Origin of the sequence: Mesorhizobium sp. ESP-6-2, from assembly GCF_020164675.1 — a bacterium.
Classification (GTDB): Bacteria; Pseudomonadota; Alphaproteobacteria; order Rhizobiales; family Rhizobiaceae; genus Mesorhizobium.
Genome location: NZ_JAIUGT010000003.1, coordinates 572,312 through 596,967, shown reverse-complemented (window position 1 = coordinate 596,967; position 24,656 = coordinate 572,312). Strand labels below are relative to the sequence as shown.

The window sequence follows — 24,656 nt, the reverse complement described above, 5'->3', positions numbered from 1 at the left end:
TTGCCGCACTGCAAGCAATTGTGATCGCGGGCTTGGTACCGGGCGCACCGGGGCTCGATCGAAACGGTTTCGGAGGAATCCGACAAAGCAATGACAGATCGTGCGTTCTCCGGCCCCGGCATTCCATAATGCTTGTATTTTGGCGGCGTTCGGGTTATTGACCGCGCCTGTTTTCCATTAAATCCAGGCATGAAAGGGGCAATCCATGGCCCGCGTAACCGTTGAAGATTGCATCGACAAGGTCGACAACCGCTTCGAGCTGGTGCTTCTGGCCGGCCACCGTGCTCGTCAGATCAGCCAGGGCGCGCAGATCACCGTCCCGCGCGACAATGATAAGAACCCGGTCATCGCACTGCGCGAGATCGCCGACGAGACGTTGTCGCCCGACGACCTTAAGGAAGACCTGATCCATTCGCTGCAGAAGCATGTCGAAGTCGACGAGCCCGAAGCCGATGGCGAGGCGATCGCCGATCAGACCGGCGCCGCCGTCACGGCCGCCGATACCGATGATGCCGAGGACAACATCGCCTTCGATCGCATGACCGAGGAAGACCTGCTGGCCGGCATCGAAGGCCTTGTGCCGCCGGAAAAGAGCGACGACTACTAAGACTGCTTTGCGGAGACGCCTGGAACAATCTTCCGGCACTTCCGTCCCGGCAGTTTCGTGGCTATCTATGACATGCGCCGTGCAGCAGTGCGGCGCATGATTCATTTCATCGCCGAGAGATTCCGCCCATGATGCGTCAGTATGAGCTTGTCGAGCGCGTCCAGCGCTACAAGCCTGACGTCAACGAGGCGTTGCTCAACAAGGCCTATGTCTATGCCATGCAGAAGCATGGCCACCAGAAGCGCGCTTCCGGTGACCCCTATTTCTCACATCCGCTCGAAGTCGCCGCCATCCTCACCGAGATGCACATGGACGAGGCGACGATCGCCGTCGCCCTGCTGCATGACACGATCGAGGACACCACGGCGACCAGGGCCGAGATCGACGAACTGTTCGGGCCCGAGATGGGCAAGCTGGTCGAGGGTCTGACCAAGCTGAAGAAGCTCGACCTCGTCTCCAAGAAGGCCGAGCAGGCCGAGAATTTGCGCAAGCTTCTGCTGGCGATCTCGGAAGATGTGCGCGTGCTTCTGGTCAAGCTCGCCGACCGCTTGCACAACATGCGCACCCTCGACCATGTGCCGGAAGCCAAGCGCCTGCGCATCGCCGAGGAGACGATGGACATCTATGCGCCGCTGGCCGGGCGCATGGGCATGCAGGGCATGCGCGAGGAGCTGGAGGAGATCGCCTTCCGCTACATCAATCCGGAAGCCTATCGCGCCGTCACCGCCAGGCTCGCCGAGATTTTCGAGCGCAACAAGGGTGTGCTGTCGGAGATCGAGAAAGCGCTGTCGGCTCTGTTCGAGAAACACGCGATCAATGCAGGCGTCAAAAGCCGGCAGAAGAAGCCGTGGTCGGTGTTCCGCAAAATGGAGGCCAAGGCGCTCTCCTTCGAGCAATTGTCCGACATTTTCGGCTTTCGCGTTGTCGTCGACAATGTCGAGGACTGCTATCGCGCGCTTGGCGCCATCCACACCGCCTGGTCGATGGTGCCCGGCCGTTTCAAGGACTACATCTCGACGCCGAAGCAGAACGATTACCGCTCGATCCACACCACCATCGTCGGGCCGTCGCGCCAGCGCGTCGAGCTTCAGATCCGCACCCGCGAGATGAACAAGATTGCTGAATATGGCGTCGCCGCCCATTCGATCTACAAGGATACCGGCGGCAAGGCGAACGGCACGGCCCATTCGATCTCGAAGGAAACCAATGCCTATGCCTGGCTGAGGCGCACGATCGAACAGCTCGCCGAGGGCGACAATCCCGAGGATTTCCTCGAGAACACCAAGCTGGAACTGTTCCAGGATCAGGTGTTCTGCTTCACCCCCAAGGGCATGCTGATCGCGCTGCCGAAAGGTGCCACGCCGATCGACTTCGCCTATGCGGTTCACACCGATGTCGGCGACACCTGCGTCGGCGCCAAGGTCAACGGCCGCATCATGCCGCTGATGACGGAGCTGAAGAATGGCGACGAGGTGGAGATCATCCGCTCCAAGGCGCAGGTGCCGCCGGCCGCGTGGGAATCCGTCGTCGTCACCGGCAAGGCGCGCGCCGCCATTCGCCGCGCCACCAAGAACGCCATCCGCAAGCAGTATTCGGGCCTTGGCGCGCGCATTCTCGAGCGGGCTTTCGAGCGGGCCGGCAAGAATTTCACCAAGGAAAGCCTGAAGCCCGTCCTGCACCGGCTGGCGCGCAAGGACATCGAGGACGTGCTGGCATCCGTCGGCCGCGGCGAATTGGCGTCCACCGATGTCATGAAAGCCGTCTTCCCCGATTATAAGGACGAGCGCGTCACGCCGGCGGCGCCCAAGCAGCGCGAGGAAGGCTGGTCGAAGATCCGCAACGCGGCCGGCATGCTGTTCCAGATCCCGGGCCGTGCCGCGCGCAAGGACAAGGACCAGCCGCGCGACGGCGCGGTGCCGATCCGTGGCGTGCGCGGCGACCTGCCGGTGCGCTTCGCGCCGGAAGGGGCGGTGCCTGGCGACCGCATCGTCGGCATCGTACAGCCGGGCACCGGCATCACCATCTATCCGATCCAGTCGCCGGCGCTGCAGGCTTTCGACGACCAGCCCGAGCGCTGGATTGACGTGCGCTGGGACATCGACGAGCGCACCAAGGAACGCTTTCCGGCTCGTGTTTCCGTCACCGCCATCAATGCACCGGGATCGCTCGCCGACATCGCCCAGGTCGTTGCCTCGAACGATGCTAACATCCATACGCTGTCAATGGTGCGCACCGCGCCCGATTTCACCGAAATGCTGATCGATCTCGAAGTCTGGGATCTGAAGCATCTCAACCGGCTGCTGTCGCAGCTCAAGGACAATTCGAGCGTCAGCGATGCACGGCGTGTCAATGGCTAACTCGGCTGATCTACACGGGGATAGACGGATGAATACGGACGAAGTGCTGGATATTTTTCGCCAGGCTGGTGCTGTCCTGGAGGGGCATTTCATCCTGACGTCGGGTCTGCGCAGCCCGGTCTTCCTGCAGAAGGCGCGCGTGTTCATGCATGCCGATAAGACCGAGCGGCTGTGCAAGGCGCTGGCCGAAAAGATCCGCGCCGCCGTGCCGGGCAAAATCGACTATGTCGTCGGCCCGGCCATCGGCGGGCTTATCCCGGCCTACGAGACTTCGCGCCATCTTGGCGTGCCGGCGATCTGGGTCGAGCGGGAAGGGGGCGAGTTCCGGCTGCGCCGCTTCGAGATCGCGCGCGGCGCGCGTGTCGTCATTGTCGAGGATATCGTCACCACTGGATTGTCTATCCGTGAGACCATCGACTGCCTGCGCGAACTTGGCGCCGAGGTCACAGCGGCGGCCTGCATCATCGACCGCTCCGCGGGCAAGACCGATGTCGGCGTGCCGCTGATCGCCCTCGCCGAGTACGAGGTGCCGGCCTATCCGGCCGATCGGCTGCCGCCGGAACTTGCCGCCATACCGGCGGTCAAGCCGGGCAGCCGCAATATCTGACGAGGAGGCTTGAATGATCGAAGGCATCGATCATTTCGTGCTGACGGTCCGTTCGGTCGAGGCAAGCTGTGCCTTCTATCAGCGCGTGCTGGGATTGAAGCGCCTTGATGAACCGAAGCGGCCGACGGCCTTGTTGTTCGGAAACCACAAAATCAACCTGCATGAGGTAGGGCGCACTTTCGAGCCGAAGGCAAAGACGCCGACGCCCGGCTCCGGCGATTTCTGTCTCGTCGCCGCAAAGCCGCTGGCGGATATCCGCGCCAGCCTCGAAGCCAACGGCGTTGTCGTGGAAGTCGGCCCGGTGGAGCGCACCGGCGCTCGCGGCCGCATGATGTCGGTCTATTTCCGCGATCCTGACGACAACCTGGTCGAGGTCAGTGAATATCTGGAATAGCCGCCTCTATGATTGTGTGAGATCGAGCAGCATCGCGCAACGCCTGGCTGTCCTTCTTTTCCTCAGTTTCGCCTCAATGGCGATCTTTACCGCCTGCGGCAGACCATCGCGCCAGCGTTTCGTTGTCCCGAAGCCGGCGCGTCGCTATATCAAAGTCGTTGTTGCCTTTCTGCGCCCCGGAAGCGCAAGATAAATTGCCGCGACCGGCTTGGGTGGCAGCACGGCGGGTATTGGTAGATCAGGAATTGGAATAGAGTGCTTTTTCGACGCCGCGAGCCTGATGGCCTCTTGGAGCGGGTGCGTACCTATCTATGGCCGCGCCGGTCGTTTTCGCGCTCGCTGCAGTATTTCTCCAAGCGCATCCTGCGCCTGAAGGCCACGCCGCATGCGGTGGCGGCCGGCGTCGCCGCCGGCGTCTTTGCTTCGTTCTTTCCGGTGGGTTTCCATTTCGCCATTGCCGCTGTGCTGTGCTGGCTGATCGCCGGCAATCTGGTGGCGGCAGCACTTGGCGCCGTGTTCTTCGGCAATCCGCTGACCTTCCCGCTGCTGTGGGGCGCTTCCTGGGAAACCGGCAAGCTGATCCTGCATGACCGCCTGCCGGTGCACGGCCCGCCGGCGCATCTGGGCGAGATGCTGCACAAGCTTTCCTTCGCGCAATTGTGGGCGCCGGTGCTGAAGCCGATGCTGATCGGCGCGATACCGCTTGGACTGGCCTTTGGGCTTCTGTTCTACGCCATCACGCGCTGGGGCATGAACGCCTTTCGCGAGCAGCGGCGCAAACGGCTGGCAGAGCGCGCGGCCCGCCATGAGCAATCGTCTCACCCAAACGCAAGCATCGGTTCCACCGCGCGATGATCATCGGCATCGGCAGCGACCTGATCGATATCAGACGCATTGAAAAGTCCTTGGAGCGCCATGGCCAGCGCTTCATCCAGAGAATCTACACCGAGGTCGAGCAGGCCCGCTCCGAAAATCGTCGGGCGCGGGCGGCTTCCTACGCCAAGCGCTTTGCCGCCAAGGAGGCCTGCGCCAAGGCGCTGGGCACCGGTCTGGCGCAGGGCGTGTTCTGGCGCGACATGGGCGTCGTCAATCTTCCGAGCGGCGCGCCCACCATGGCACTGACCGGTGGCGCCGAGGCGCGGCTGAACGCGATTCTGCCAAAGGGCCGTCGGGCGATGATCCATCTCACTATCACGGATGATTTTCCCCTTGCTCAAGCCTTTGTGATCATCGAAGCGTTGCCCGTCGAACAAGCGCCACATTGATTGCATCTGACCACCGGCATGACGTTGCCCAGCGCGCGCCGAGACTCTATACCATCCAACGCACAATCGAGGACGACATGAGCGTGGCTGAAAAACCCCAGAAGAAATCCGGCGGGCTTGGCGAAACCGTCAGCGTCATCGTCCAGGCGCTTTTGCTTGCCTTGGTCATCCGCACGCTCTTGTTCCAACCCTTTTCGATCCCGTCGGGTTCGATGCGGCCGACGCTGCTCGAGGGCGACTACCTCTTCGTCACCAAATGGTCCTACGGCTATTCCCGTTATTCGCTGCCCTTCGGCCCCGACATCTTCTCGGGCCGCATCTGGGGCTCCGAGCCGAAGCGCGGCGACGTGGCTGTGTTCAAGTTCCCGCCGGACCCGTCCGTCGACTACATCAAACGTGTGGTCGGCCTGCCCGGCGACAAGATCCAGGTGAAGGACGGCCAGCTGTTCATCAACGGCGTCGGCGTGCCGCGCGTAAAGACCGGTCAGATCGACAATCCCGACATCACGGAAAAAGACTATCCGATCGACGTCTATCGCGAGACGCTGCCCAACGGCGTCAGCTACGACACGCTGGATCTGTCGCCGAACTCGATCGGCGACAACACGCGCGAGTTCGATGTTCCGCCCGGTCACTATTTCATGATGGGCGATAACAGGGACAACTCCGCCGACAGCCGATTCTCCGTCGGCTACGTTCCGGCCGAAAACCTGGTTGGTCGGGCCAACCTTGTTTTCTTCTCGATCGCCGGCAAGGCGAGCCCGCTCGAAATCTGGAAGTGGCCGTCGCTTATGCGTGCTTCGCGCCTCTTCCACTTCGTTAATTAGGGTCATGGCGGCGACAAGACGGCTGACCGCCGACGCGCTCGCCGAAGCGCTGGTGGAGCGCACGGGCCATGCCTTTGCCGACCGCCGGCGCCTGCAGCGTGCCTTGACCCATGCCAGCGCCCGCGGCGCCAATGCCGGCACCGACTATGAGCGCTTTGAGTTCCTGGGCGACCGGGTTCTCGGCCTGGTAGTGGCCGATATGCTGCTGGCCGCGTTTCCCGATGCGGCGGAAGGCGAATTGTCGCTGCGGTTCAACGCGCTGGTCAATGCCGAGGCGCTGTCGGAGATCGCCGAACATATTGGTCTGCCCGAGCTAATCCGCGCCGGATCCGACGTTCAAGGGCTCGAGGGACGCAAGCGCGTCAATCTGCGCGCCGACGCGCTGGAATCACTGATCGCCGTGCTCTACCTCGACGGCGGGCTGGAAGCGGCGCGCGCTTTCATCCACAAATATTGGCAGCCGCGCTCGCAGGCGTCGGGCGCCGGCCGACGCGACGCCAAGACCGAGTTGCAGGAATGGGCGCATCAGGCGGCAAGCGCCGTGCCCGTCTACCGCATCGATAGCCGCGAGGGGCCGGATCACGATCCGCTGTTCACCGTCAGCGTCATGGTTGGTGGGTTTCAGCCGGCTATCGGCAGCGGCCGCTCCAAACGCGAAGCTGAGCGGGCCGCCGCCGCCGCCCTTCTCATTCGTGAAGGTGTCTGGATCGATCAGGGAGACGCGGCATGACAGCCACGGAAGACACGGTTCCGGCCGCGCCTGCTGCCGTTACGCATTCCGGCTTCGTGGCGCTGATCGGTGCGCCCAATGCCGGCAAGTCGACCCTGGTCAACCAGCTTGTCGGCGCCAAGGTGTCGATCGTCACCCACAAGGTGCAGACGACGCGTGCCATCGTCAGAGGCATCGCCACGCACGACAACGCGCAGATCGTCTTCGTCGATACGCCGGGCATCTTCAAGCCGAAGCGGCGTCTCGACACGGCAATGGTGACGACAGCCTGGGGCGGCGCCAAGGATGCCGATATCGTGCTGCTCCTGATCGATGCCGAGCGCGGCATAAGGGGCGATGCCGACGCCATCCTGGAACGCCTGAAGGATGTGCGCCAGCCGATGGCGCTGATCCTCAACAAGGTTGACCGGGTCAAGCCGGAGGCGTTGTTGGCGCTGGCGGCAGCAGCGAACGAAAGAGTGCCGTTCAAGCGCACCTTCATGGTTTCGGCGCTGACCGGCTCCGGCTGCAAGGACCTTCTCGATTACCTTGCCGAGGCGCTCCCGGTGGGACCCTGGTATTATCCGGAAGACCAGATCTCCGACCTGCCGATGCGCCAGCTCGCCGCCGAGATCACTCGCGAGAAGCTCTACCTGAGGCTGCATCAGGAACTGCCCTATTCCTCGCACATCGAAACCGAGAAATGGGAAGAGAAGAAGGACGGCTCGGTGCGCATCGAGCAGGTCATCTATGTCGAACGCGACAGCCAGAAGAAGATCGTGCTCGGCCACAAGGGCGAGACCATCCGCGCCATCGGCCAGGCGGCGCGTATGGAAATCGCCGGGATCCTTGAGCAAAAGGTGCATCTGTTCCTGTTCGTCAAGGTGCGCGAGAACTGGGGCGACGATCCCGAACGCTACCGCGAGATGGGGCTCGAGTTTCCGCACTAGGATGGATGGATAGCAAGTCGAATATCGACGCAGCTTTGGTCAGCCGGTTGATCGTGGCGCAGTTTCCTCGCTGGAGGGATCTTGCGGTTCGGCAGATTGAACCTGGCGGATGGGACAACAGAAGCTTTCGTCTCGGCGATGAGATGACCGTTCGGTTGCCCGGTGCCGCCGCCTATTCCCTGCAAGTGGAGAAGGAACATCGCTGGCTGCCGAGGCTGGCGCCGCTGTTGCCGCTGCCCATTCCTATACCACTGGCGATGGGAGCCCCGGCCGAAGGCTATCCGTGGCATTGGTCCGTTTACAGGTGGATCGAAGGTGAGACTGCAAAGCGGGAGCGTATCGCCAACCTGTCGGAATTCGCGGCGGACCTGGCCGGCTTTCTGATTGCGCTGAAGCGGATCGACCCGGCTGGCGCACCGGGGCCGGGCCAACACAATTTCTTTCGCGGCGGTCCGCTGAGCGTCTATGACGGCGAAACGAGACAAGCGATCGCGGCGCTCGACACCCATATCGACGCCGGCGCGGCAAGCGCCGTATGGGAAACGGCTCTTGCCGCCCCTTGGCAAGGCCCGCCCGTCTGGTTCCACGGCGATGTCAGTTGGGGCAATCTTCTGGTTGAACACGGCAGGCTAAGCGCGGTGATCGACTTCGGCACCTCCGGCGTCGGCGATCCCTCATGCGATCTGGCGATTGCCTGGACGTTGTTCGAGGGGCAAAGCCGTGAAGTGTTCCGCGCTGGCCTCGGCGTCGATGACGCGACCTGGGCGCGCGGCCGCGGCTGGGCACTGTGGAAGGCGCTGATCACCGCCGCCGGCGAGATAGACGCCAACTCGGCCGAGATCGAACAATCCTGGCGCGCCATCAACGCGGTGCTGGCCGACCACAAGCGCCGGTAATAGCGAGCCAAACCGTTGGCTGGCGGCTATCGACCAGGGACGCCGCGGCTCCGCCTGGGTCGACTTCTCAGTTGGCCAGCGCGGATTCTTGCAGACGAGTCCGCTGACGTCGGATTGATCTTCTCATCATGGCCCGTGGTCCGTCCCGGCGTGCCCGTGACCCGCTGAAAGACTCCTTCGAGGGGATCGGCTTCGGTTTCACGTGGCTGGGGAATGGTTAGGTAGAAACGACCATGGAAGTGGGTTTATTTACGCGAAATTTCTCAAACAATCGGTGTTCGTAGAATATCATCATAAAATTGGAGCATGCAAGAAATTATTACGGAAACATGACAATGTTCCACTTGTGCTGTGCCGTAATTTGAAGTGAATTCCTTAGTGTTATTTCTGCAACACGGATTTAATCTATGCCATCAACCTAGCATGTTTGTGGAATTGTCATTGAAGGCGGAAGATTGATGGGTATGTTCGCCGCGAAAAGGGGACGCGGTGCGGGCCTTTTTCGTTGTGGGTGAGGCGGGAAAATATATCCGCCAACCAAAATCCGAAGCCATTTTTAACTTTGACTGGAGAGGTCAGAAAATGAACATCAAGAGCCTTCTTCTCGGCTCAGCCGCGGCACTGATCGCGGTCTCCGGCGCTCGCGCCGCCGACGCTGTCGTCGTCGCCGAGCCGGAACCCGCTGAATACGTCAGGATCTGCGACGTCTACGGCGCCGGCTACTTCTATATCCCCGGCACCGAGACCTGCCTGCGCATCGGCGGCTATCTCCGCTATGACATAGGCGTCGGCGACAGCGGCACGCTGGATGGCGTCAACAACGTTGCCGATCACATGGACGGCGATAGCCACGACACCTACTACAAGAACATGCGCTTCGCGCTGAAGACCTGGACCGGCCAGGAAACCGAGCTCGGTACGTTGAAGACCTACACCGAGACTCGCTTTCAATTTGGCAACAGCAGCGGCGACTATGAGACTGGCGGCACTGGCTGGCAGGCCGGCAACAAGGCGACCACCCTCAACTTCGCCTGGATTCAACTCGGCGGCCTGCGCGTCGGTAAGGATGAAACGGCATACGATTCGTTTATCGGCTATGCCGGCAACGTCATCCAGGACACGATCATCCCGTACGGTATCAAGGATACCAACGTGGTGCAGTACTATTTCGACGCTGGCAGCGGCTTCTCGGCCGTGGTCTCGCTCGAAGAAGGTACCGGCGTCAACACGATCGACAGCTATGTTCCGCATGTCGTCGGCGGCTTGAAGTACAAGGGCGACTGGGGTGCGGTCACCGGCGTCGTCGCCTACGACAGCAATTACGAGGAAGTGGCCGGCAAGGTTCGCCTGGACGTCAATGTCAGCGACGCACTGTCGCTGTTCATCATGGGCGGCTACGGCACCAACGACAACATCAACGACTTCGGCACGGGCCGCACCCAATATAAGCCGTGGGGCGGAAACTGGGCGATCTGGGGTGGCGGCACCTACAAGTTCAACGACAAGACCTCGTTCAACGCCCAGATCTCCTATGACGACTGGAAGAACCTCGGCGTCGCTGCCAACGTCGCATACACGATTGTGCCCGGTTACACGATCACGGCTGAAGTCGATTACCTCAATGCAGGAAAATTCGACGACGCCGACTTCAACAACTGGACCAAGGCCGACAAGAAGAGCAGCGTCGGCGGCATCCTCCGCTTCCAGCGCTCGTTCTAACGGATCGACTGACCCCACCAGACCCGCCCGCAGCTATGCTGCGGGCGGCTTTTTATGCACCCTTGCGAGAGCCAGCCCAGGCACCAAGCCCGTACCTTGATTTCGCCACCCGATCGGTGAAATGCTCCAGGCATGGAATGGCGCGACGAGGGAATCATTCTCGGCACCCGCAAGCATGGCGAAACCAGCGCCATCCTCGAGGTGATGACGCGTGCGCATGGCCGCCATCTCGGCCTCGTGCGCGGCGGGCGCTCGCGCAAGCAGCAGCCTGTTCTCCAGCCCGGCAACCGTGTCGACCTGCTTTGGCGGGCGCGCCTTGATGAGCACCTCGGCACGTTCCAGGCCGAAGCGATCGAGATGAATGCAGCCAGGTTGATGGAGAGTGCCGTCGCCGTGTATGGCCTGCAGACCATGGCCGCGCATCTGCGCCTGTTGCCCGAGCGCGACGCCCATGGCGGCCTGTACGAGGCGCTGTCGGTGATGATCGTGCATCTCGATGACGTCGATGCAGCCGGCGAACTGGTGGCCCGTTTCGAGCTCCTGATCCTCGACGAACTGGGTTTCGGTCTCGATCTCAGCCAGTGCGCCGCGACCGGCACGCGGCAGGACCTTGCCTATGTCTCGCCGAAATCGGGCCGGGCGGTGTCGCGCGAGGCCGGCGCGCCCTGGCGCGACAAGATGCTGGCGCTGCCGGCCTTCCTGCGTGGCTCCGGCCTGCGCGCCGATCCGGCGGCGATCCAGGATGCCTTCCGGCTCACCGGCTTCTTCTTCACCCGTCATGTCTACGAGCCGCGCGGCATCGAGCAGCCGGGCGCGCGCGCCGGCTTCCTCGCCGCGCTGCGCAAGCACCACACGACAAAAGGCCTGTCGGGAGAAACCGCCGCGAGAGAAATCATCACATGAGCGAAGTGGAACTTTATCCAGGCCGGGTCTCGCCGCTCGGCCTCGGCACCATTCCGCATGCGGACATCCTTGCCTACACCGGCCTGGAACTTTTGCAGCGCATCATCGATGGCAAATATCCGGCGCCGCCGATTTCCTTCCAGCTCAGCTTCGCGCTGACCGAAGTCTCGGAAGGCCGTGCCGTGTTTCGGGGCGTGCCGAACGAGCGCCATTTGAACCCGTTGGGGGGTGTGCATGGCGGCTGGGCGGCGACACTGCTCGATTCGGCGCTTGCCTGGGCCGTGCAGACGCTGCTCGCAAAAGGCGAGGCCTATACGACGGCGGAATTCAAGGTGAACCTGACGCGGCCGATCACGCCCAGGACCGGAGAGGTGGTCTGTGAGGGCAAGGTTATTCACAAGGGTCGCACGCTGGCGGTGTCCGAGGCGACGTTGAAGGATGCCAGCGGCAAGCTGCTGGCTTTCGGCACCGAGACATGCTCGATCTTCCCGGCCGCCAATCTGGCGGCACGATAAGGATCGTCCAAAGGCGCACTGGACGAGCGGTGAGAACAGCCGGCGCCTATCCGGCTTTTTGCCGTTCCACGAAATCGTCCAGGATCGCGCGCTGGCCTTTCAGGATCTTGAGACCGGCCTCAACCGCTGAAAACCAACCGGCCCGGTCCACTTCGGGAAATGCCCTCATGGATCCCGACCTTGGTGGCCACTCCATGGTGAACATGTTGCTTCTGACGGCTTCGGTGTCGACGTCGGCCTCGACGCTCCACGCACTCACGATCTTGCCGCCAGGCTGCCGATAACTGCCGACAGGCTGGAAGTCGCCGTTGATGGCGACGCCGAGTTCTTCTTCCGCCTCACGTCGGGCGGCTTTCAACTCGTCCTCGCCTTCCTCGACGAGCCCTTTGGGGATCGTCCATGCCCCCTCATCTTTCCTTGCCCAGAACGGTCCACCTGGATGGACGAGCAAGAACTGGAGGACCCCGGCGTTTCGCCGGTAGATCAGCAGTCCTGCACTTCGCTTCGGCATCGATATCCTCATCGCGTCGCTTCGGGCACTCTCAGCGAGGATACCATAAGTTCCCGGCAGCGGGTTTGGCAGGCAACGTTCCCGAAGCCAGGCTCGGCCATTCGGATGCGATGCCGAGGGACAACGGGCGCAAGCCGCTGGCTTTCGGCGCCGAAACATGCTCGATCTTTCCAGCCGCTGACCTGAAGGACGTTTGCCGGTCGTTTGCCGGCCACATTTGATCGTCAGTAGCAACTGGTCTGGTTTGGGGGAGCCGCCATGTTTGAAAGCCTGATCGGCCTTGTCGCCATCATCGCGCTGTTCGTCATCGTTTCGCGCCAGCAGAGCCGCATTGGCCTGATCGAGCGCGAGCTTGGGGCGCTGCGAAGCCTCGTCCTTTCCGGCGCCGTGCCGCCTCTCGCCAAGCAGTCCGAACCGGCGGCGACCGATGGCCAGCCGGCCGAAGCCGTTGTCGCTGCGGCCGTGGTCGTTTCGCCAACGGCCAGCGAGGCAGCCACCGGGCACGCGCCGCCGGCTCTGGAAACCGACGCAGCGACGGACGAGGTCAAGCCGGGGCCATGGACACCAGGCGAGGCGGCGCCCAAGGTGGCAGAAGCCGAGCCTGTCGCAGCGGTGAAAGCGCCCGACAAACCCGACATCGAAACGGCGCTCGGCACCCGCTGGGCGGTCTGGGTTGGCGGCTTGGCACTGGCGCTGGGCGGCCTGTTTCTCATCCGCTATACGATCGAATCCGGAATTTTCGGCCCCGGTGTGCGGCTGACCATGGCGGCGCTGCTCGGCCTTGTGCTGATTGCAGCCGGCGAATTCATTCGCCGCACCGGCTTCAGGGTGCCCGCGCAAAGCGCCGCAGGCGCCTACATCCCGGCGATCCTGACTGCGGCGGGCGCCTTCATCCTGTTCGGCGCCGTCTACGCCGCACATGGCATCTACGGTTTTATCGGGCCGGCGCTCGCCTTCACGCTGCTCGGCGCCATCGGCATAGGGACGATTGCCGCTGCCCTTGTCCACGGCCAGGCGTTGGCTGGTATCGGCCTCGTCGGCGCCATGGTGACGCCGATGCTGATCGCTTCTCAGGCGCCCAATCCCTGGGCCCTGTTCGGCTATCTGACGATCGTGCTTGCCGCCACGAGCGTGATAGCCCGCATGCGCGATTGGAAATCGCTGATGGCGGCAGCCTTCGTCGGTACCGGCATCTGGACGATCCTCTACATGACCGATGCGCCGGGCGCGAATTTGTCGGTAATCCTGTTCATAAACATCGTCACTCTGGTCGTGCTCGCTTTCGTCTGGCTTGGCCGCCGTGGCGACGAAAGCGGATCAACCACGGCTTTCGACTGGCCGTCCATCGCGCCGGGCCTGTTTGTTGCCCTCTCGGCGTTGGGCCTTTCGGTCGATCCGGCCTTCGTCGCTGCCGGTGATGCCTTGCCGGGAGCCATCGTGCTCGCCGCGATGGTGGCCGTCGCGCTCTATCGCCCCCCGGCGCTGCCACTGCTTTATGCGGCCGGATTGGTAACAGTGCTGATCTACCTCGGCATCATCCCGCCGACCTCGATCGCTTCCGATCTTTCGGGCGATGCCTTCGGCGTCGAAGGCCTGCCCCTGGCGTCGTCGAACGCGCTGACCCTGCGCATCGGCGTCGCGCTTGGCCTTGTCTTCATCGGCGCCGGTTTCTGGGCCGCCCGCAAATTTGCCGCCGCGACCCATTTCCGCGCTGCGTCATGGGCGGCGTGGGGCGTCATCGTGCCGTTGGTCGTCCTGCTGGCACTCTGGTTCACGTTCGGCAATCTCGACCGTGACTTTGTCTACGCCACCATGGCGGCGTTGCTGGTCGTGGTTTTCGCCGCCGGCGGCGAATGGATCGCGCGCGGCGAGGAACCGCCGTTGCAGGGCAGGGCGGCCGTATCCTTCGCGCTCGGCGGAGCCGCGCTCGCAGGCCTGCTGATGCTGCATATGGCCTTCAGTTCCGGCTGGACAACCATCCTGCTTGGTGCGGCCGCAATCGTGCCGGCGCTAGCCACGCGCTGGCGTTCCTATCCGGTGCTCGGCTGGATTTCGGTCGGCGCGGTCGGGGTGGTGCTTGGCCGTGTCATCTTCGATCCGACCGTAGTCGGCGCCGGGTTCCTGTCGGCGACGCCGGTCTTCAACTGGCTGCTGCCGGGTTACGGCGTGCCGGCGCTCGCCTTCGGTTTCGCTGCCTGGCAACTGACCCGCACCACCGACGGCCGGCCGCGCCTTGCCATGGAAGCTTCGGCGGCGCTGTTTGCACTGCTGACGCTTGCCATGCTGGTGCGCCACGCCATGCATGGCGGTGTCCTCAACAGCGATGCGCCCACACTTGCCGAACAGGCCATCTACACGCTGATCGCGATCGGCGCCGGCGCCATACTCGTGGCCATCGACAGGCGCTCGCCAAGTTCCGTGCTGCGCTACGGGTCCATGGCGGCGGGCGTGATTTCGGTCGCCTTCATCGTCGTGCAGCATTTCCTGGTGCTGAACCCGCTTTTCACCGACGAGTCGACCGGGCGGATCCCGGCCTTCAACCTGTTGTTCCTCGCTTATCTCCTGCCGGCGGTCGCAGCCGGCGGGCTTGCGCTCTATGCCCGCAACAAGCGGCCGAAATGGTATGCCGCCATGCTGGCGCTGGTGGCGGCACTGCTTGCCTTCGCCTATGCCACGTTGTCGGTGCGGCGCCTGTTCAAGGGCGAGTTCATCGGCTTGTGGAGCGGCCTTGGCCAGTTGGAAACCTACACCTATTCGGCACTCTGGCTGATCATCGGCGTGGCGCTGCTGACCGCCGGCGTCTGGCTGAAATCGCAGGTGCTGCGCATCGCCTCGGCCGCGTTGATCGCAGTCGCCGTACTGAAGGTGTTCCTCTTCGACATGTCGGAGCTGGAGGGTGTGCTTCGCGCGCTGTCCTTCATCGGCCTTGGCGCCGTGCTGATCGGCATCGGCCTGTTTTACCAGCGGCTTTTGACCAGGGCGGCAAAGGGGGCGTGAAGCCTTGTCTCTACTTTGAATAGCAGCCCAGAGAGGGTTGGACCGCGTGCCCGCTATTTTCGGGCTATGCCGCGCAGGCGACGTTTTGTAGCCGCCTCTTTAATAAGACCAGCAATCTTGCGGACGAAAGCCGGGCTGAAGGAACCGATCGGCTTTGTCGTCACAAAATCGTAAACTTCGTCAAGACGTACGCGGTTGTACTCGTCGCAGATCAGCCACGACGGAAAATCAGGGCCTCCCCTGCGGCACTCAATTTCGCTAATAGCAATATACGCGCGAGACTGGTCGGGTTTCTGCGAGGTAAGTGGGAACAGAAACAGTGCGGCGGGCGTGGTCGGCGTTCTCCCACAATGCAGACGGGTCGCGCTTTGCGGCCGGACTCCTCGCCCGTGTCGGCCTCCCGCGCCCACAAATAATAGTATCGAAGCAAGTCGCCGGATTTAAGCATCCAGCTCGTCAGTGGTTGTGATGGCCTCCAGTCCAGACATGAGTTCATCGTGAACTTCGTCCGGGGCGCCCTCAAGTGTGTAAGCAACGGCCTGAGGCGAACCGACGAGTCGCCGGTATTGGTCGGCTGACAAAATGACCAGCTTCTCCTTGCCGCGTTTGGTGAGAGCAACAGGCTCGATCATTGCCGTCTCGAGGATCTCGCCGGACACGCGGTTCATGTCTGAAAAGGAAAATTGCTTCATAGCGCCACCATTTACGTAATTCACCTGTTATACCTAGAATACCTAGAATACCTAGTTAGGCAACCCGGTATGCCCCGGGAATAAACCTGCCGCTCCCATCGTTACATCATTGCTTGGGTGACCGGGGCGGTGGACCGCTTCGCACTGGCTGCTTGCGTCGCGCCGCGAAGGCGCGTTCAATCTGATGAATAGGGCAATTCCGAAAACCAGCGGTCATGGACGAAAAGAAGGCAGCAATCCTCGGCGAAATACCGCGCCTGCGCCGCTACGCACGCTCGTTGTTGCGAGACCGCGACGCCGCCGACGATCTCGTCCAGGACTGTCTCGAACGGGCCCTCATGCGGCTCGACAACTGGCAGACGGGAGAAAGCCCCAGGAGGTGGCTGTTTACGATCATGCACCATTTGTTCATTGACCAGATGCGCAAAGTGAATCGGCGCGGCGAAGCCGCGATGCTTCCGCTGGAAGCGGGCGAGGCGGTTGCACAGCCGGCCGAGCAGGTGGAAAGCATCGCCTCGCGCGAGATCGTCGACGCATTGCAGGCGATCAGCCCCGACCGCCGTGCAGCGCTCGTCATGGTCGCGATCGAAGGCTTTTCCTATGCCGAGGCCGCCAACATCCTGGGAGTGCCGGCCGGAACGCTGATGTCGCGCATTGCACGCGGGCGCGAGGAGTTGCGCGGACTGCTGGACGACACGGCACGCCGCCGTTCGATAAGGATCGTCTAGAAATGATCCGCCGCGATTTCTCCGAACGCGACATCCACATGGCACTCGACGGCGAGTTGCCGGCCGATGAGCGCGCCGCCTATGACGCATGGCTCGACGCCACTCCCGAGATGAAGGCGAAAAGCGCCCGTTTCATCGCCGACAGGGCGGCATTGCGAGACGCCTTCGCTGGCGTGATCGACGAGCCGGTGCCGGTGCGCTTGCGCAAGGTGGTGCTTGGCGAGACGCCAGCCAGGGCGCCAATGCCACGCTCGCGCTGGTGGCTTGCCGCCGCCGCTGCCGGTCTACTGGCCGCGGGCGGGCTTGGCGGCTACTTTGCCGGCAGCGACGGTATTGGCCGGGAAGATCAGGCCGAGGATCAGTTGGCCGAGCAGGCGATCGCCGCGCATGTCATCTATGCCGCCGAGAAGCGGCATGCGGTGGAAGTGCCGGCAAGCGACAAGGACCATCTGCTGACCTGGCTGTCCAACCGGGTCGGATTGAAGCTGGTTGCGCCGGACTTGACCGGCAGCGGGTTCCAACTGGTCGGCGGCAGGTTGCTGCCGGCCGGCGAGAGCAAGGCGGCAATGCTGCTCTATGAAGACGACAAGGGCGAGCGCATATCGCTCTTTGTGACGGCCGAATCGGTGGAGAACGCCAGGGGAACCTACGCTTCGGAGCAAGCCGGCCCTCAGGCCGTCTACTGGCTTGACAAGGGCTATGGTTGCGCTGTCGTCGGCTCAGTGCCGCAAGAGAAATTGGCGATTGTGGCCAAGAGCGCCTACAGCCAGCTTCTGGCCGGTCTGTCGAGTTGAACAGGATCGTTTTTTGGCAGCGCCGCTACCCGAAAACGGCGACCTTGTTCGAAGCCTTCATCCCGTCGGGCCGGCGCCGAATCTGTCACAATTCGGCCCGAATCGAGGTGCGATAGCGCTTGATGGACGCTGCCGTTTTCGGCTGCTGTCCGGACGTTTCGAATAGGGCCTTCATCACAACCCAATCGAGGTTTTCCAAGCCCGCATGCCTGCCGAGATCCGCACGGCCCGCGCGACTGACGTCGATGATCTCGCCGCCATCGAGAAAGCTGTTTTCTCCAGCGACCGCATTTCCCGTCGCTCCTTCCGACAGTTCATAGAGCGTGAGACCGCCGAGACGCTGGTCGCCGAAAGAGATGGCCGCGTCGCCGGCTATGCGATTGTGCTGTTTCGCAAGGGCAGCGGCGTGGCGCGCCTTTATTCGATCGCCACCAGTCCCTTTTTTGGCGCCCTCGGCATCGGCCGCCGGTTGCTAATGGCGGCGGAGGAGGCGGCCTTCGAGCACGACCGCATGATGCTGCGCCTAGAAGTGCGGGAGGATAATGCCCGTGCCATCGGCATCTACGAGCAAGCCGGCTACCGCAAGATCGGCCGCGAACCCGACTACTACGAAGACGGCGCCACGGCGCTGCGCTACGAGAAAACCTTGCGCGGCGAACTTCCGGTCGCCACCAGCGTGCCGTTCTACCAGCAGACCTGCGAATTCACTTGCGGTCCCTGCTGCCTGATGATGGCCATGGCCAATTTCGATCATGACTTCGTACCGGATCCGGTCAGGGAAATTCGTCTTTGGCGCGAAGCGACGACCGTCTTCATGATGTCGGGCCCGGGTGGCTGCGAGCCGTTCGGCCTCGCGGTCGCCGGCTATGAGAGCGGCCTTGCGGCCGAGATTTACGTGTCGTTCTACGGCGCGTTATTTCTGCAATCGGTGCGCAGCGCGGACAAGCGTCGGGTGATGGAACTGGCCCAGGTCGACTTTCGCCGACGCGCGGAACTTTACGGCATCCCGGTGAATTACCGTTCATTCACCATCGACGACATTCGCGCCGCGATCGCGAAAGGAAAATTGGTGCTGGTGCTGATCAGCGGCTTCCTGATGTTCGGCAAGAAGGTGCCGCACTGGGTGTTGGCCATCGGCGACGACGGCGACCATATCCTGATCCACGATCCCTGGGTCGAGGACGAGAGGCAGGAGACCATCCTTGATGCCGCCAACATTCCCGTGCCTTACGGCATCTTTATGAATATGGCGCAGTTCGGCCGCGACGGACTGCGCGCCGCCATCACTCTGGGGAAGCGCTGATAACAATGACCTGGGTTATCTTAACTGGCCGGCAGAGCGATCTCGACCAGGTGGCGACACCGCACAAGATCATCACCAACCGCGACTATCTCGCGCATCCGGCGCTGTTTCGCGGCCAGCGTCCCAAAGTCATCAACCTATCGAACAATTACGGCTACCAGAGCCGCGGCTATTATGCCTCGCTGCTGGCGGGTTCGCGCGGCCACAAGGTCATCCCGACCGTAGAAACCATGATCGATCTGTCGGAGCGCAAGCTTTACGAACATGCGCTGCCCGAACTGGAGCTGGCGCTCAACAAGTGCCGCAAGGATCTTGGCGGCGCTTTTCCGGCGAAGGTCTGCATCTTCTTCGGCATTGGTCCGTCCAAGGTGTGGGACCGATTCGCCAAGCTCCTGTTCGACTGGTTCCGCGCGCCGGCGCTTGAGGTCCACATCAAGGACAGCGCCGAGTGGGCCTCGATCCGCAAGATCGGCTTTCATCCCTTGGCCCGCATGACCGAGGAGGAGGAGAGCTTCTTCCTGCAATGCCTGGAGACCTACACCAACCGCGAATGGCGCGACACCAAGGGCCGCACGCCGGCGCGCTACACCTTCGCCACGCTGGTCGACCCGCACGAGGAATTGCCGCCCTCGGAAATCTCCTCGCTGCGCTACTGGGCCAGGATCGCCGAAAAGATGGGCGTCGAAATCGAGCCGATCACCAAGAGGGATCTTGCCAAGCTCGCCAATTACGACGCGCTGTTCATCCGCGAGACCACCTCGATCTCCAATCATACCTATCGTTTCGCGCGCCGCGCCCAGCAGGAAGGCATGCCGGTCATCGATGATCCGCTGTCGATGATCCGCTGCACCAACAAGGTCTATCTCAACGAGCTGATGGCCTACAACAAGGTGCCGGTGCCGCCGACCGTGATGATAGCCGGCGCTTCCGACCTTGAGCTGGCGGCGCAGACGCTGGGTTTTCCGCTGGTGCTGAAGATCCCGGATTCCTCCTTCTCGCGCGGCGTCAAGAAATGCGCCAATTTCGAGGAATTGAAGACGCTCGCCACCGAATGGCTGGAGGATTCCGACCTTCTGATCGCGCAGAAATTCATCCCGACCGAATATGACTGGCGTGTCGGCGTGCTCGGCGGCCAGCCACTGTTTGCCGTGCACTACCTGATGGCCAAGAAGCACTGGCAGATCGTCAACCACAAGGCCAGCGGCAAGCCCGACCAGGGCGGCATCAAGACCTTCACGCTGAAGGAGACGCCACCCCATGTCGTCGAGACGGCAGTCAAGGCGGCGCGCTGCATCGGCGACGGCCTCTACGGCGTCGACCTCAAGGAAACCAAGGACGGCGTCTTCGTCATCGAGGTCAACGACAATCCCAACCTCGATCATGGCTGGGAGGACTCCGGCGAGAAGGACGAGGTCTGGGTACGGCTGACGCAATGGTTCCTGGAGCGTTTGGAGCGGCCGGGCCGATAATCATTCAAGCGGGGCAGAGATGCTGTTTTTGGTGACCGAGGATTTTCGCGGCTGCGACCGCAAGGAGATCTACCGCCGCTTCCGCGATCGCGGCCGCCTGAAGCCCGACGAGCTTCTGGTGCACCATAGCTGGATCGCGGCGGACATGAGCCGCTGTTTCCTGCTGGTGGAGACCGACGACGTCACTCTGCTGCAGCGCTGGGTGATCGAGTGGGCGGATCTGGTGGAGTTCGAGATCGTGCCGGTGGCGGCGAACAAGGACATGGTCGAAGCATTGAGCGGGCACCTCTGAACTGTCGCCGCTTAACGGCTCAGCGGAGCGCCGGCGAGCCCACCACGCGCTGGCATTCATCAACCAGCCAGTCACGGAATGCCGCCACGACGTCTCTTCTCGCGCTCCGCTGCGGAATCGTCAGGCAATAGGGCTGGCGCAGCGCAATCGCCCTGGCGACGGGCCGGACCAGCCGGCCGTCCTCCACGGCCTCGGCGCAATAGATCCCTTGCGCCAGCGCCACGCCCAGTCCCGAAATGGCGAGGTCGAGCGCCGCGCGCGAGGAGTTTGCCGACAGGCCGCGCTGAATGCCGCGCCCAGGCGCGATGCCGGCCGCCTCGAACCAGCTGCGCCATGAGGGAAAGGATGCGCCGGTCGGTCCCCAGTCGGTGTGGATCAGGGGCAGCCCGGCGAGCGGACCGCCATCCGCCTCCAGCACGCTGGCAAGCTTCGGCGCGCAGACGGGATAGACCGCGTCCTGGACAATGTCCTCGATCGGGTGCTCACGATAGTGCGGACCGTAGGAGAGCCTGACGTCGATCAGGTCGCGGTCGAACGACACCGGGTCGTCATCCCCCCTGAGAGATATGTCGACGGCACCATGGATGGCGATGAAGCCGGCAAGGCGCTCGGAAAGCCAGCCCATGGCCATGGACGGAGGGACTGAGACGACGAGCCGCGGGCGGAACGCATCGCCTGCAAGCTGGCGCGAGACGCTGCCGATTTCCTGGAAGGCCATGGTCAATCGGGGCAGCATCTCGACGCCAGCCTCGCTCAGGACGACACGCCGGTTGGCGCGGTGGAAGAGCTTGCGGCCAACTTGCTCCTCGACGATGCGGATGAGCTGGCTGACTGCGGCGGCCGAGACCGAAAGCTCTTCCGCCGCCGCGGCGAAGCTGCCGGTGCGCGCAGCCGCCTCGAAAGCCTGAAGACCCCGTAACGAAGGAAGTGCGACCATGGCGATGACCAAAGACAAGTTCAGCTTATCTATTTTGCAGAAATCCTCGTTTTTAGAAAGGTTTCTTGCAGGAGTATCCTGGTTGAACAAACGCAATCGGCCGGAATGCTCCCATGGACCATCGTGACGTGATCGCCTCCCTGACGAATGAGGAGCGCAGCCGGCTGACCGGCAAGTCGGATGGGCCTGGCCTTGTTCAGCTCGCGTTCCACCTCGGCGCGATCATGCTCCTCGGATCGTTGATCGCCGCCAAGGTGCCGTTCTGGCCGCTGCTGATGCTGCCGCAAGGCATACTGATCGTATTCCTGTTCACGCTGCTGCATGAGACGGTGCATCGCACGGCTTTCGAAAGGCAATGGCTGAACGACGCCGTCGCGCGCGTCTGCAGCCTGGCGATCGCGCTGCCGGCCGACTGGTTCCGCTATTTCCATTTCGCCCATCACCGTTTCACCCAGGATCCCGAACGCGATCCGGAGCTGGCCTTCCCGAAACCGGAAACCTGGCGGCAGTACCTGGTCCACGTTTCCGGACTTCCAGTGTGGTTGGGGCATCTGAAGACGCTCCACGCCAATGCCATGGGACGTTGCCAGGACAACTACGTGCCCCGCAAGGGGCGTCCGAAGGTACGCGCCGAGGCGCGCGCGATGATTGCCTTCTATGCCGTCGTGCTGATGCTCGCGCTATGGTTCAAGGCAACGGTGCTGCTCCATGTCTGGATCTTTCCCGCGCTGCTCGGCCAGCCGTTCTTGCGGCTCTACCTGTTGGCCGAGCATGGCCGCTGCCCCTTCGTCGCCAACATGCTGGAGAATACCAGGACGACGCTGACCAACTGGGCTGTGCGCAAGCTTGCCTGGAACATGCCCTTCCATGCCGAGCATCACGCCTATCCGGGCGTGCCCTTCCACCGGTTGCCGGAGTTTCACGCGCTGATCGAGCGGCATCTGAAGGTCGTCGAGCCGGGTTATGTCAGCTTCCACGAAAAATACATCGAGACGCTGCGCTGATTTATGCCGTCAGCCGGTCTGGCTGCGCACCGCGCTCGATTTCAACAGGTGCCGAATCCCCGCCGCGTTTGACGGCACGCCAATCAGATAGCCTTGCGCCTCGGCGCAGCCGTTTCGGCGCAGCATGTCGAGCTGTGCTTCGGTTTCTACGCCTTCGGCGGTGACCGTGATGCCCAGTTCGGTGCCCAGCCCGATGATCGTGCGCACGATCGCCGCGGTGTCGCGATTGCCGATATCGGAAATGAAGGAACGGTCGATCTTGATCTTGTCGACGGGAAAGCGCCTGAGATAGCCGAGTGAGGAATAGCCGGTGCCAAAGTCGTCGAGCGCGATGCGGATGCCGAGTTCGCGCAGCTGTCGCAGTCTCCTCAGGACGTCTTTGCTCTCGTCCATCAGGACGGTTTCGGTGATCTCCAGTTCCAGTCGTCCGGCCGGCACGCCTGAAAAGGCCAGGGCAGAGATGACGCTGCGAGCAAAGCCGCCGCTTTTGAGCTGCACGGCGGAGACATTGACCGCAAGGCGCAGGCCAGGCGGCCAGGCTGCTGCCGTCGCACAGGCCTTCCTCAGCGCCCATTCGCCAAGCGGCACGATCAGCCCGGTTTCCTCGGCGACCGGAATGAACTCATCCGGCGCCACCGTGCCGCGCGACGGCGAATGCCAGCGCATCAGGGCCTCGGCGCCGACGATCTCGCCCGAAGCGATGGCCATGATCGGCTGGAAATCGAGATCGAATTCCCGGCTCGGCAGCGCCGTATCGAGATCGGCCTCAAGCGCCCGGCGCGCGCGCACCGTGGCATCCATGCCGGGCTCGAAGAAACGGTACAAATTGCGCCCTTCGCTTTTTGCCCGGTAGAGCGCCATGTCGGCGTTTGTCAGCAATGTATCGGCGTCCCTGCCATCGCCGGGAGAAAGCGCGATGCCAAGGCTGACGCCGACATGCATGTCCCGGCTCTTGTCATGAAACGGTTTGGCGATGGCCTCGACAATGCGTTTTGCCAGTTTTTCCGCACTGGCCAGTCCCTCGACATTGAATTGGACGATGACGAATTCGTCACCGCCAAAACGGGCCACGATATCCGCGTCGTTGCCCACGCAGCGCAGCAGTCTTGCGGCCACGCCTTTCAGCAGCCGGTCGCCGGCCGGATGTCCCCACGTGTCGTTGACGGCCTTGAAGCGGTCGAGGTCGAGGGAGAAGATTGCCAGCGGTCCCGCGGCCGCATCCTCCAGTGCCCGGTCGAGCCGGTCGCGAAACATCGAGCGATTGGGCAGCCCAGTCAGCACGTCGTGATGCGCAAGATGGGTCATGCGCTCCTCGGCAAGCCTGCTCTCGGTCACGTCGTCGAAAGTGGCGACCCAGCCGCCGCCGCTCATCGGCCGGCGGGCAACCATCAGCGTTCGTCCGTCGGCAAGCCGGCGGGGGGTCGACCGCGTCTGGCCGGCCAGCACGCGGGCCTCGGTCCTCGAAACTTCGTCCTCGACATCTATGGGCGCATAGACGCCAAGGCGCACCAGCCGTTCGAGGAGCTCGCGGTGAGTCATGCCGAGCGGCAGATCCACCTCGGTCACACCATAAAGCTCCAGGATGCGCTGATTGCGCACGATCAGCCTGCCGCCGGCGTCATACATCAGCAGGCCCTGCGACATGTTCGCGAGCGCCGCGTCGAAGCGGCGATGCTGTTCCTTGAGATCCTGTTCGGCGCGCCGCTGCTCGGTGATGTCTTCGTAGATCGAAACCCAGCCGCCCGATGCCAATGGCCGGTGCGAGATGCTGATGATGCGTCCATCAGAGAGCGCCTCCTCATAGGTCGAGGGTTTCGCTCCATCGATATAGGGTTTGCGGATGGCGTAAAGTTCTTCGGCGCTTTGCGAGGCGATGCCGACATCGACGCTGTGCCGCAGGATGTCGATGAAACGGATGCCCGGCTGCGCCACGTTGGCGTCGAGGCAGAAGATGTTGATATAATTACCGTTGCAGATGATCATGCGCTCGTCGGCGTCGAACATGCAAAGGCCATGCGACATGTTCTCGACGGCGGCCGAGAAGCGTTCGTTCTGCGCACGCAGCTCGTCTTCCATGCGGCGCGAGCGGTCCATGCCTCCGGCCTCCCGTTTCGGGACGGCCGGACCATCCTTGATGTCACCGACGGGCATGGGGCGCGCCTGCGGACGTGATCGAACAC

The 24,656-nt window shown here is 62.8% G+C and carries 24 protein-coding genes; 20 read left to right on the top strand and 4 right to left on the bottom strand.

From position 1 onward, the window contains the following. Positions 1-205: 205 nt before the first annotated feature. From rpoZ to LB532_RS12440, 13 genes are all read left to right on the top strand, one after another. Positions 206-607 carry a DNA-directed RNA polymerase subunit omega gene (gene rpoZ / locus LB532_RS12500; protein WP_140494610.1) on the top strand — a complete coding sequence of 134 codons (402 nt, stop codon included), beginning with the start codon at positions 206-208 and terminating at the stop codon, positions 605-607. A 128-nt stretch (positions 608-735) separates the two neighbouring features. Continuing rightward, on the top strand, positions 736-2,964 hold the full coding sequence (locus tag LB532_RS12495; protein ID WP_140565002.1) for a RelA/SpoT family protein: 2,229 nt from the start codon (positions 736-738) through the stop codon (positions 2,962-2,964). A 28-nt stretch (positions 2,965-2,992) separates the two neighbouring features. Beyond that, entirely contained in the window at positions 2,993-3,571 is a 579-nt protein-coding gene (gene pyrE / locus LB532_RS12490) for an orotate phosphoribosyltransferase (RefSeq protein WP_140637508.1), read from the top strand. A gap of 13 nt (positions 3,572-3,584) precedes the next feature. Next, positions 3,585-3,965, top strand: a complete 381-nt coding sequence (locus tag LB532_RS12485) for a VOC family protein (protein WP_140637510.1) — start codon at positions 3,585-3,587, stop codon at positions 3,963-3,965. Between the two features lie 255 nt (positions 3,966-4,220). Continuing rightward, entirely contained in the window at positions 4,221-4,820 is a 600-nt protein-coding gene (locus tag LB532_RS12480) for a DUF2062 domain-containing protein (RefSeq protein ID WP_140637512.1), read from the top strand. Beyond that, a complete protein-coding gene (gene acpS / locus LB532_RS12475; protein ID WP_140637513.1) occupies positions 4,817-5,230 on the top strand; it encodes a holo-ACP synthase in 414 nt (137 codons plus the stop codon). The genes LB532_RS12480 and acpS overlap by 4 nt, the downstream gene beginning before the upstream one ends. Positions 5,231-5,307: 77 nt before the next feature. After that, on the top strand, positions 5,308-6,057 hold the full coding sequence (gene lepB / locus LB532_RS12470) for a signal peptidase I (protein ID WP_140494595.1): 750 nt from the start codon (positions 5,308-5,310) through the stop codon (positions 6,055-6,057). Between the two features lie 4 nt (positions 6,058-6,061). Further along, entirely contained in the window at positions 6,062-6,787 is a 726-nt protein-coding gene (gene rnc / locus LB532_RS12465) for a ribonuclease III (protein ID WP_140637515.1), read from the top strand. Continuing rightward, entirely contained in the window at positions 6,784-7,716 is a 933-nt protein-coding gene (gene era / locus LB532_RS12460) for a GTPase Era (protein WP_140494591.1), read from the top strand. Before rnc ends, era begins: the two co-directional genes overlap by 4 nt. Before the next feature lie 5 nt (positions 7,717-7,721). Continuing rightward, positions 7,722-8,612, top strand: a complete 891-nt coding sequence (locus LB532_RS12455) for an aminoglycoside phosphotransferase family protein (RefSeq protein WP_140637517.1) — start codon at positions 7,722-7,724, stop codon at positions 8,610-8,612. 582 nt (positions 8,613-9,194) lie between these two features. Next, on the top strand, positions 9,195-10,331 hold the full coding sequence (locus LB532_RS12450) for a porin (RefSeq protein ID WP_140637518.1): 1,137 nt from the start codon (positions 9,195-9,197) through the stop codon (positions 10,329-10,331). A gap of 132 nt (positions 10,332-10,463) precedes the next feature. After that, a complete protein-coding gene (recO, locus tag LB532_RS12445; RefSeq protein WP_140637520.1) occupies positions 10,464-11,234 on the top strand; it encodes a DNA repair protein RecO in 771 nt (256 codons plus the stop codon). After that, positions 11,231-11,749, top strand: a complete 519-nt coding sequence (locus LB532_RS12440) for a PaaI family thioesterase (protein ID WP_140637521.1) — start codon at positions 11,231-11,233, stop codon at positions 11,747-11,749. Before recO ends, LB532_RS12440 begins: the two co-directional genes overlap by 4 nt. 46 nt (positions 11,750-11,795) lie before the next feature. Here the strand turns inward: LB532_RS12440 and LB532_RS12435 are convergent, their stop codons facing one another. Beyond that, entirely contained in the window at positions 11,796-12,260 is a 465-nt protein-coding gene (locus LB532_RS12435; protein WP_140637523.1) for an NUDIX domain-containing protein, read from the bottom strand. 258 nt (positions 12,261-12,518) lie between these two features. On the opposite strand from LB532_RS12435, the gene LB532_RS12430 reads away from it, so the two are divergent. Beyond that, complete coding sequence (locus LB532_RS12430) at positions 12,519-15,257, top strand: DUF2339 domain-containing protein (RefSeq protein ID WP_140637524.1); 2,739 nt, start codon at positions 12,519-12,521, stop codon at positions 15,255-15,257. A 440-nt stretch (positions 15,258-15,697) separates the two neighbouring features. Here LB532_RS12430 and LB532_RS12425 read toward each other — a convergent pair whose 3' ends face one another. Then, complete coding sequence (locus LB532_RS12425; RefSeq protein ID WP_140637526.1) at positions 15,698-15,949, bottom strand: type II toxin-antitoxin system prevent-host-death family antitoxin; 252 nt, start codon at positions 15,947-15,949, stop codon at positions 15,698-15,700. A 215-nt stretch (positions 15,950-16,164) separates the two neighbouring features. Between LB532_RS12425 and LB532_RS12420 the strand changes: the two genes are divergently transcribed. The 5 genes from LB532_RS12420 (at position 16,165) to LB532_RS12400 (ending at position 20,535) form a co-directional block, all read left to right on the top strand. After that, positions 16,165-16,677, top strand: coding sequence for an RNA polymerase sigma factor (locus LB532_RS12420; protein ID WP_140549337.1), 513 nt, complete (start codon positions 16,165-16,167; stop codon positions 16,675-16,677). A gap of 2 nt (positions 16,678-16,679) precedes the next feature. Continuing rightward, positions 16,680-17,471 (top strand): anti-sigma factor family protein, encoded by a 792-nt coding sequence (locus LB532_RS12415; RefSeq protein WP_140637528.1) that lies wholly within the window; start codon positions 16,680-16,682, stop codon positions 17,469-17,471. 205 nt (positions 17,472-17,676) lie between these two features. Beyond that, positions 17,677-18,774 carry a GNAT family N-acetyltransferase/peptidase C39 family protein gene (locus tag LB532_RS12410; protein ID WP_140637529.1) on the top strand — a complete coding sequence of 366 codons (1,098 nt, stop codon included), beginning with the start codon at positions 17,677-17,679 and terminating at the stop codon, positions 18,772-18,774. A gap of 5 nt (positions 18,775-18,779) precedes the next feature. After that, positions 18,780-20,243, top strand: coding sequence for a RimK family protein (locus LB532_RS12405; RefSeq protein ID WP_140637531.1), 1,464 nt, complete (start codon positions 18,780-18,782; stop codon positions 20,241-20,243). Between the two features lie 19 nt (positions 20,244-20,262). Beyond that, the gene (locus LB532_RS12400; protein ID WP_140637533.1) at positions 20,263-20,535 is read left to right on the top strand and encodes a DUF3303 domain-containing protein; all 273 of its coding nucleotides are present in this window, start codon (positions 20,263-20,265) and stop codon (positions 20,533-20,535) included. A 19-nt stretch (positions 20,536-20,554) separates the two neighbouring features. Here LB532_RS12400 and LB532_RS12395 read toward each other — a convergent pair whose 3' ends face one another. Then, positions 20,555-21,472 carry a LysR substrate-binding domain-containing protein gene (locus LB532_RS12395; protein WP_140637534.1) on the bottom strand — a complete coding sequence of 306 codons (918 nt, stop codon included), beginning with the start codon at positions 21,470-21,472 and terminating at the stop codon, positions 20,555-20,557. A 113-nt stretch (positions 21,473-21,585) separates the two neighbouring features. On the opposite strand from LB532_RS12395, the gene LB532_RS12390 reads away from it, so the two are divergent. Then, positions 21,586-22,476 carry a fatty acid desaturase family protein gene (locus tag LB532_RS12390; protein ID WP_140637535.1) on the top strand — a complete coding sequence of 297 codons (891 nt, stop codon included), beginning with the start codon at positions 21,586-21,588 and terminating at the stop codon, positions 22,474-22,476. A gap of 9 nt (positions 22,477-22,485) precedes the next feature. On the opposite strand, the gene LB532_RS12385 is transcribed toward LB532_RS12390, so the two are convergent. Next, positions 22,486-24,627, bottom strand: a complete 2,142-nt coding sequence (locus LB532_RS12385) for a putative bifunctional diguanylate cyclase/phosphodiesterase (RefSeq protein ID WP_140637536.1) — start codon at positions 24,625-24,627, stop codon at positions 22,486-22,488. Between the last annotated feature and the right edge of the window lie 29 nt (positions 24,628-24,656).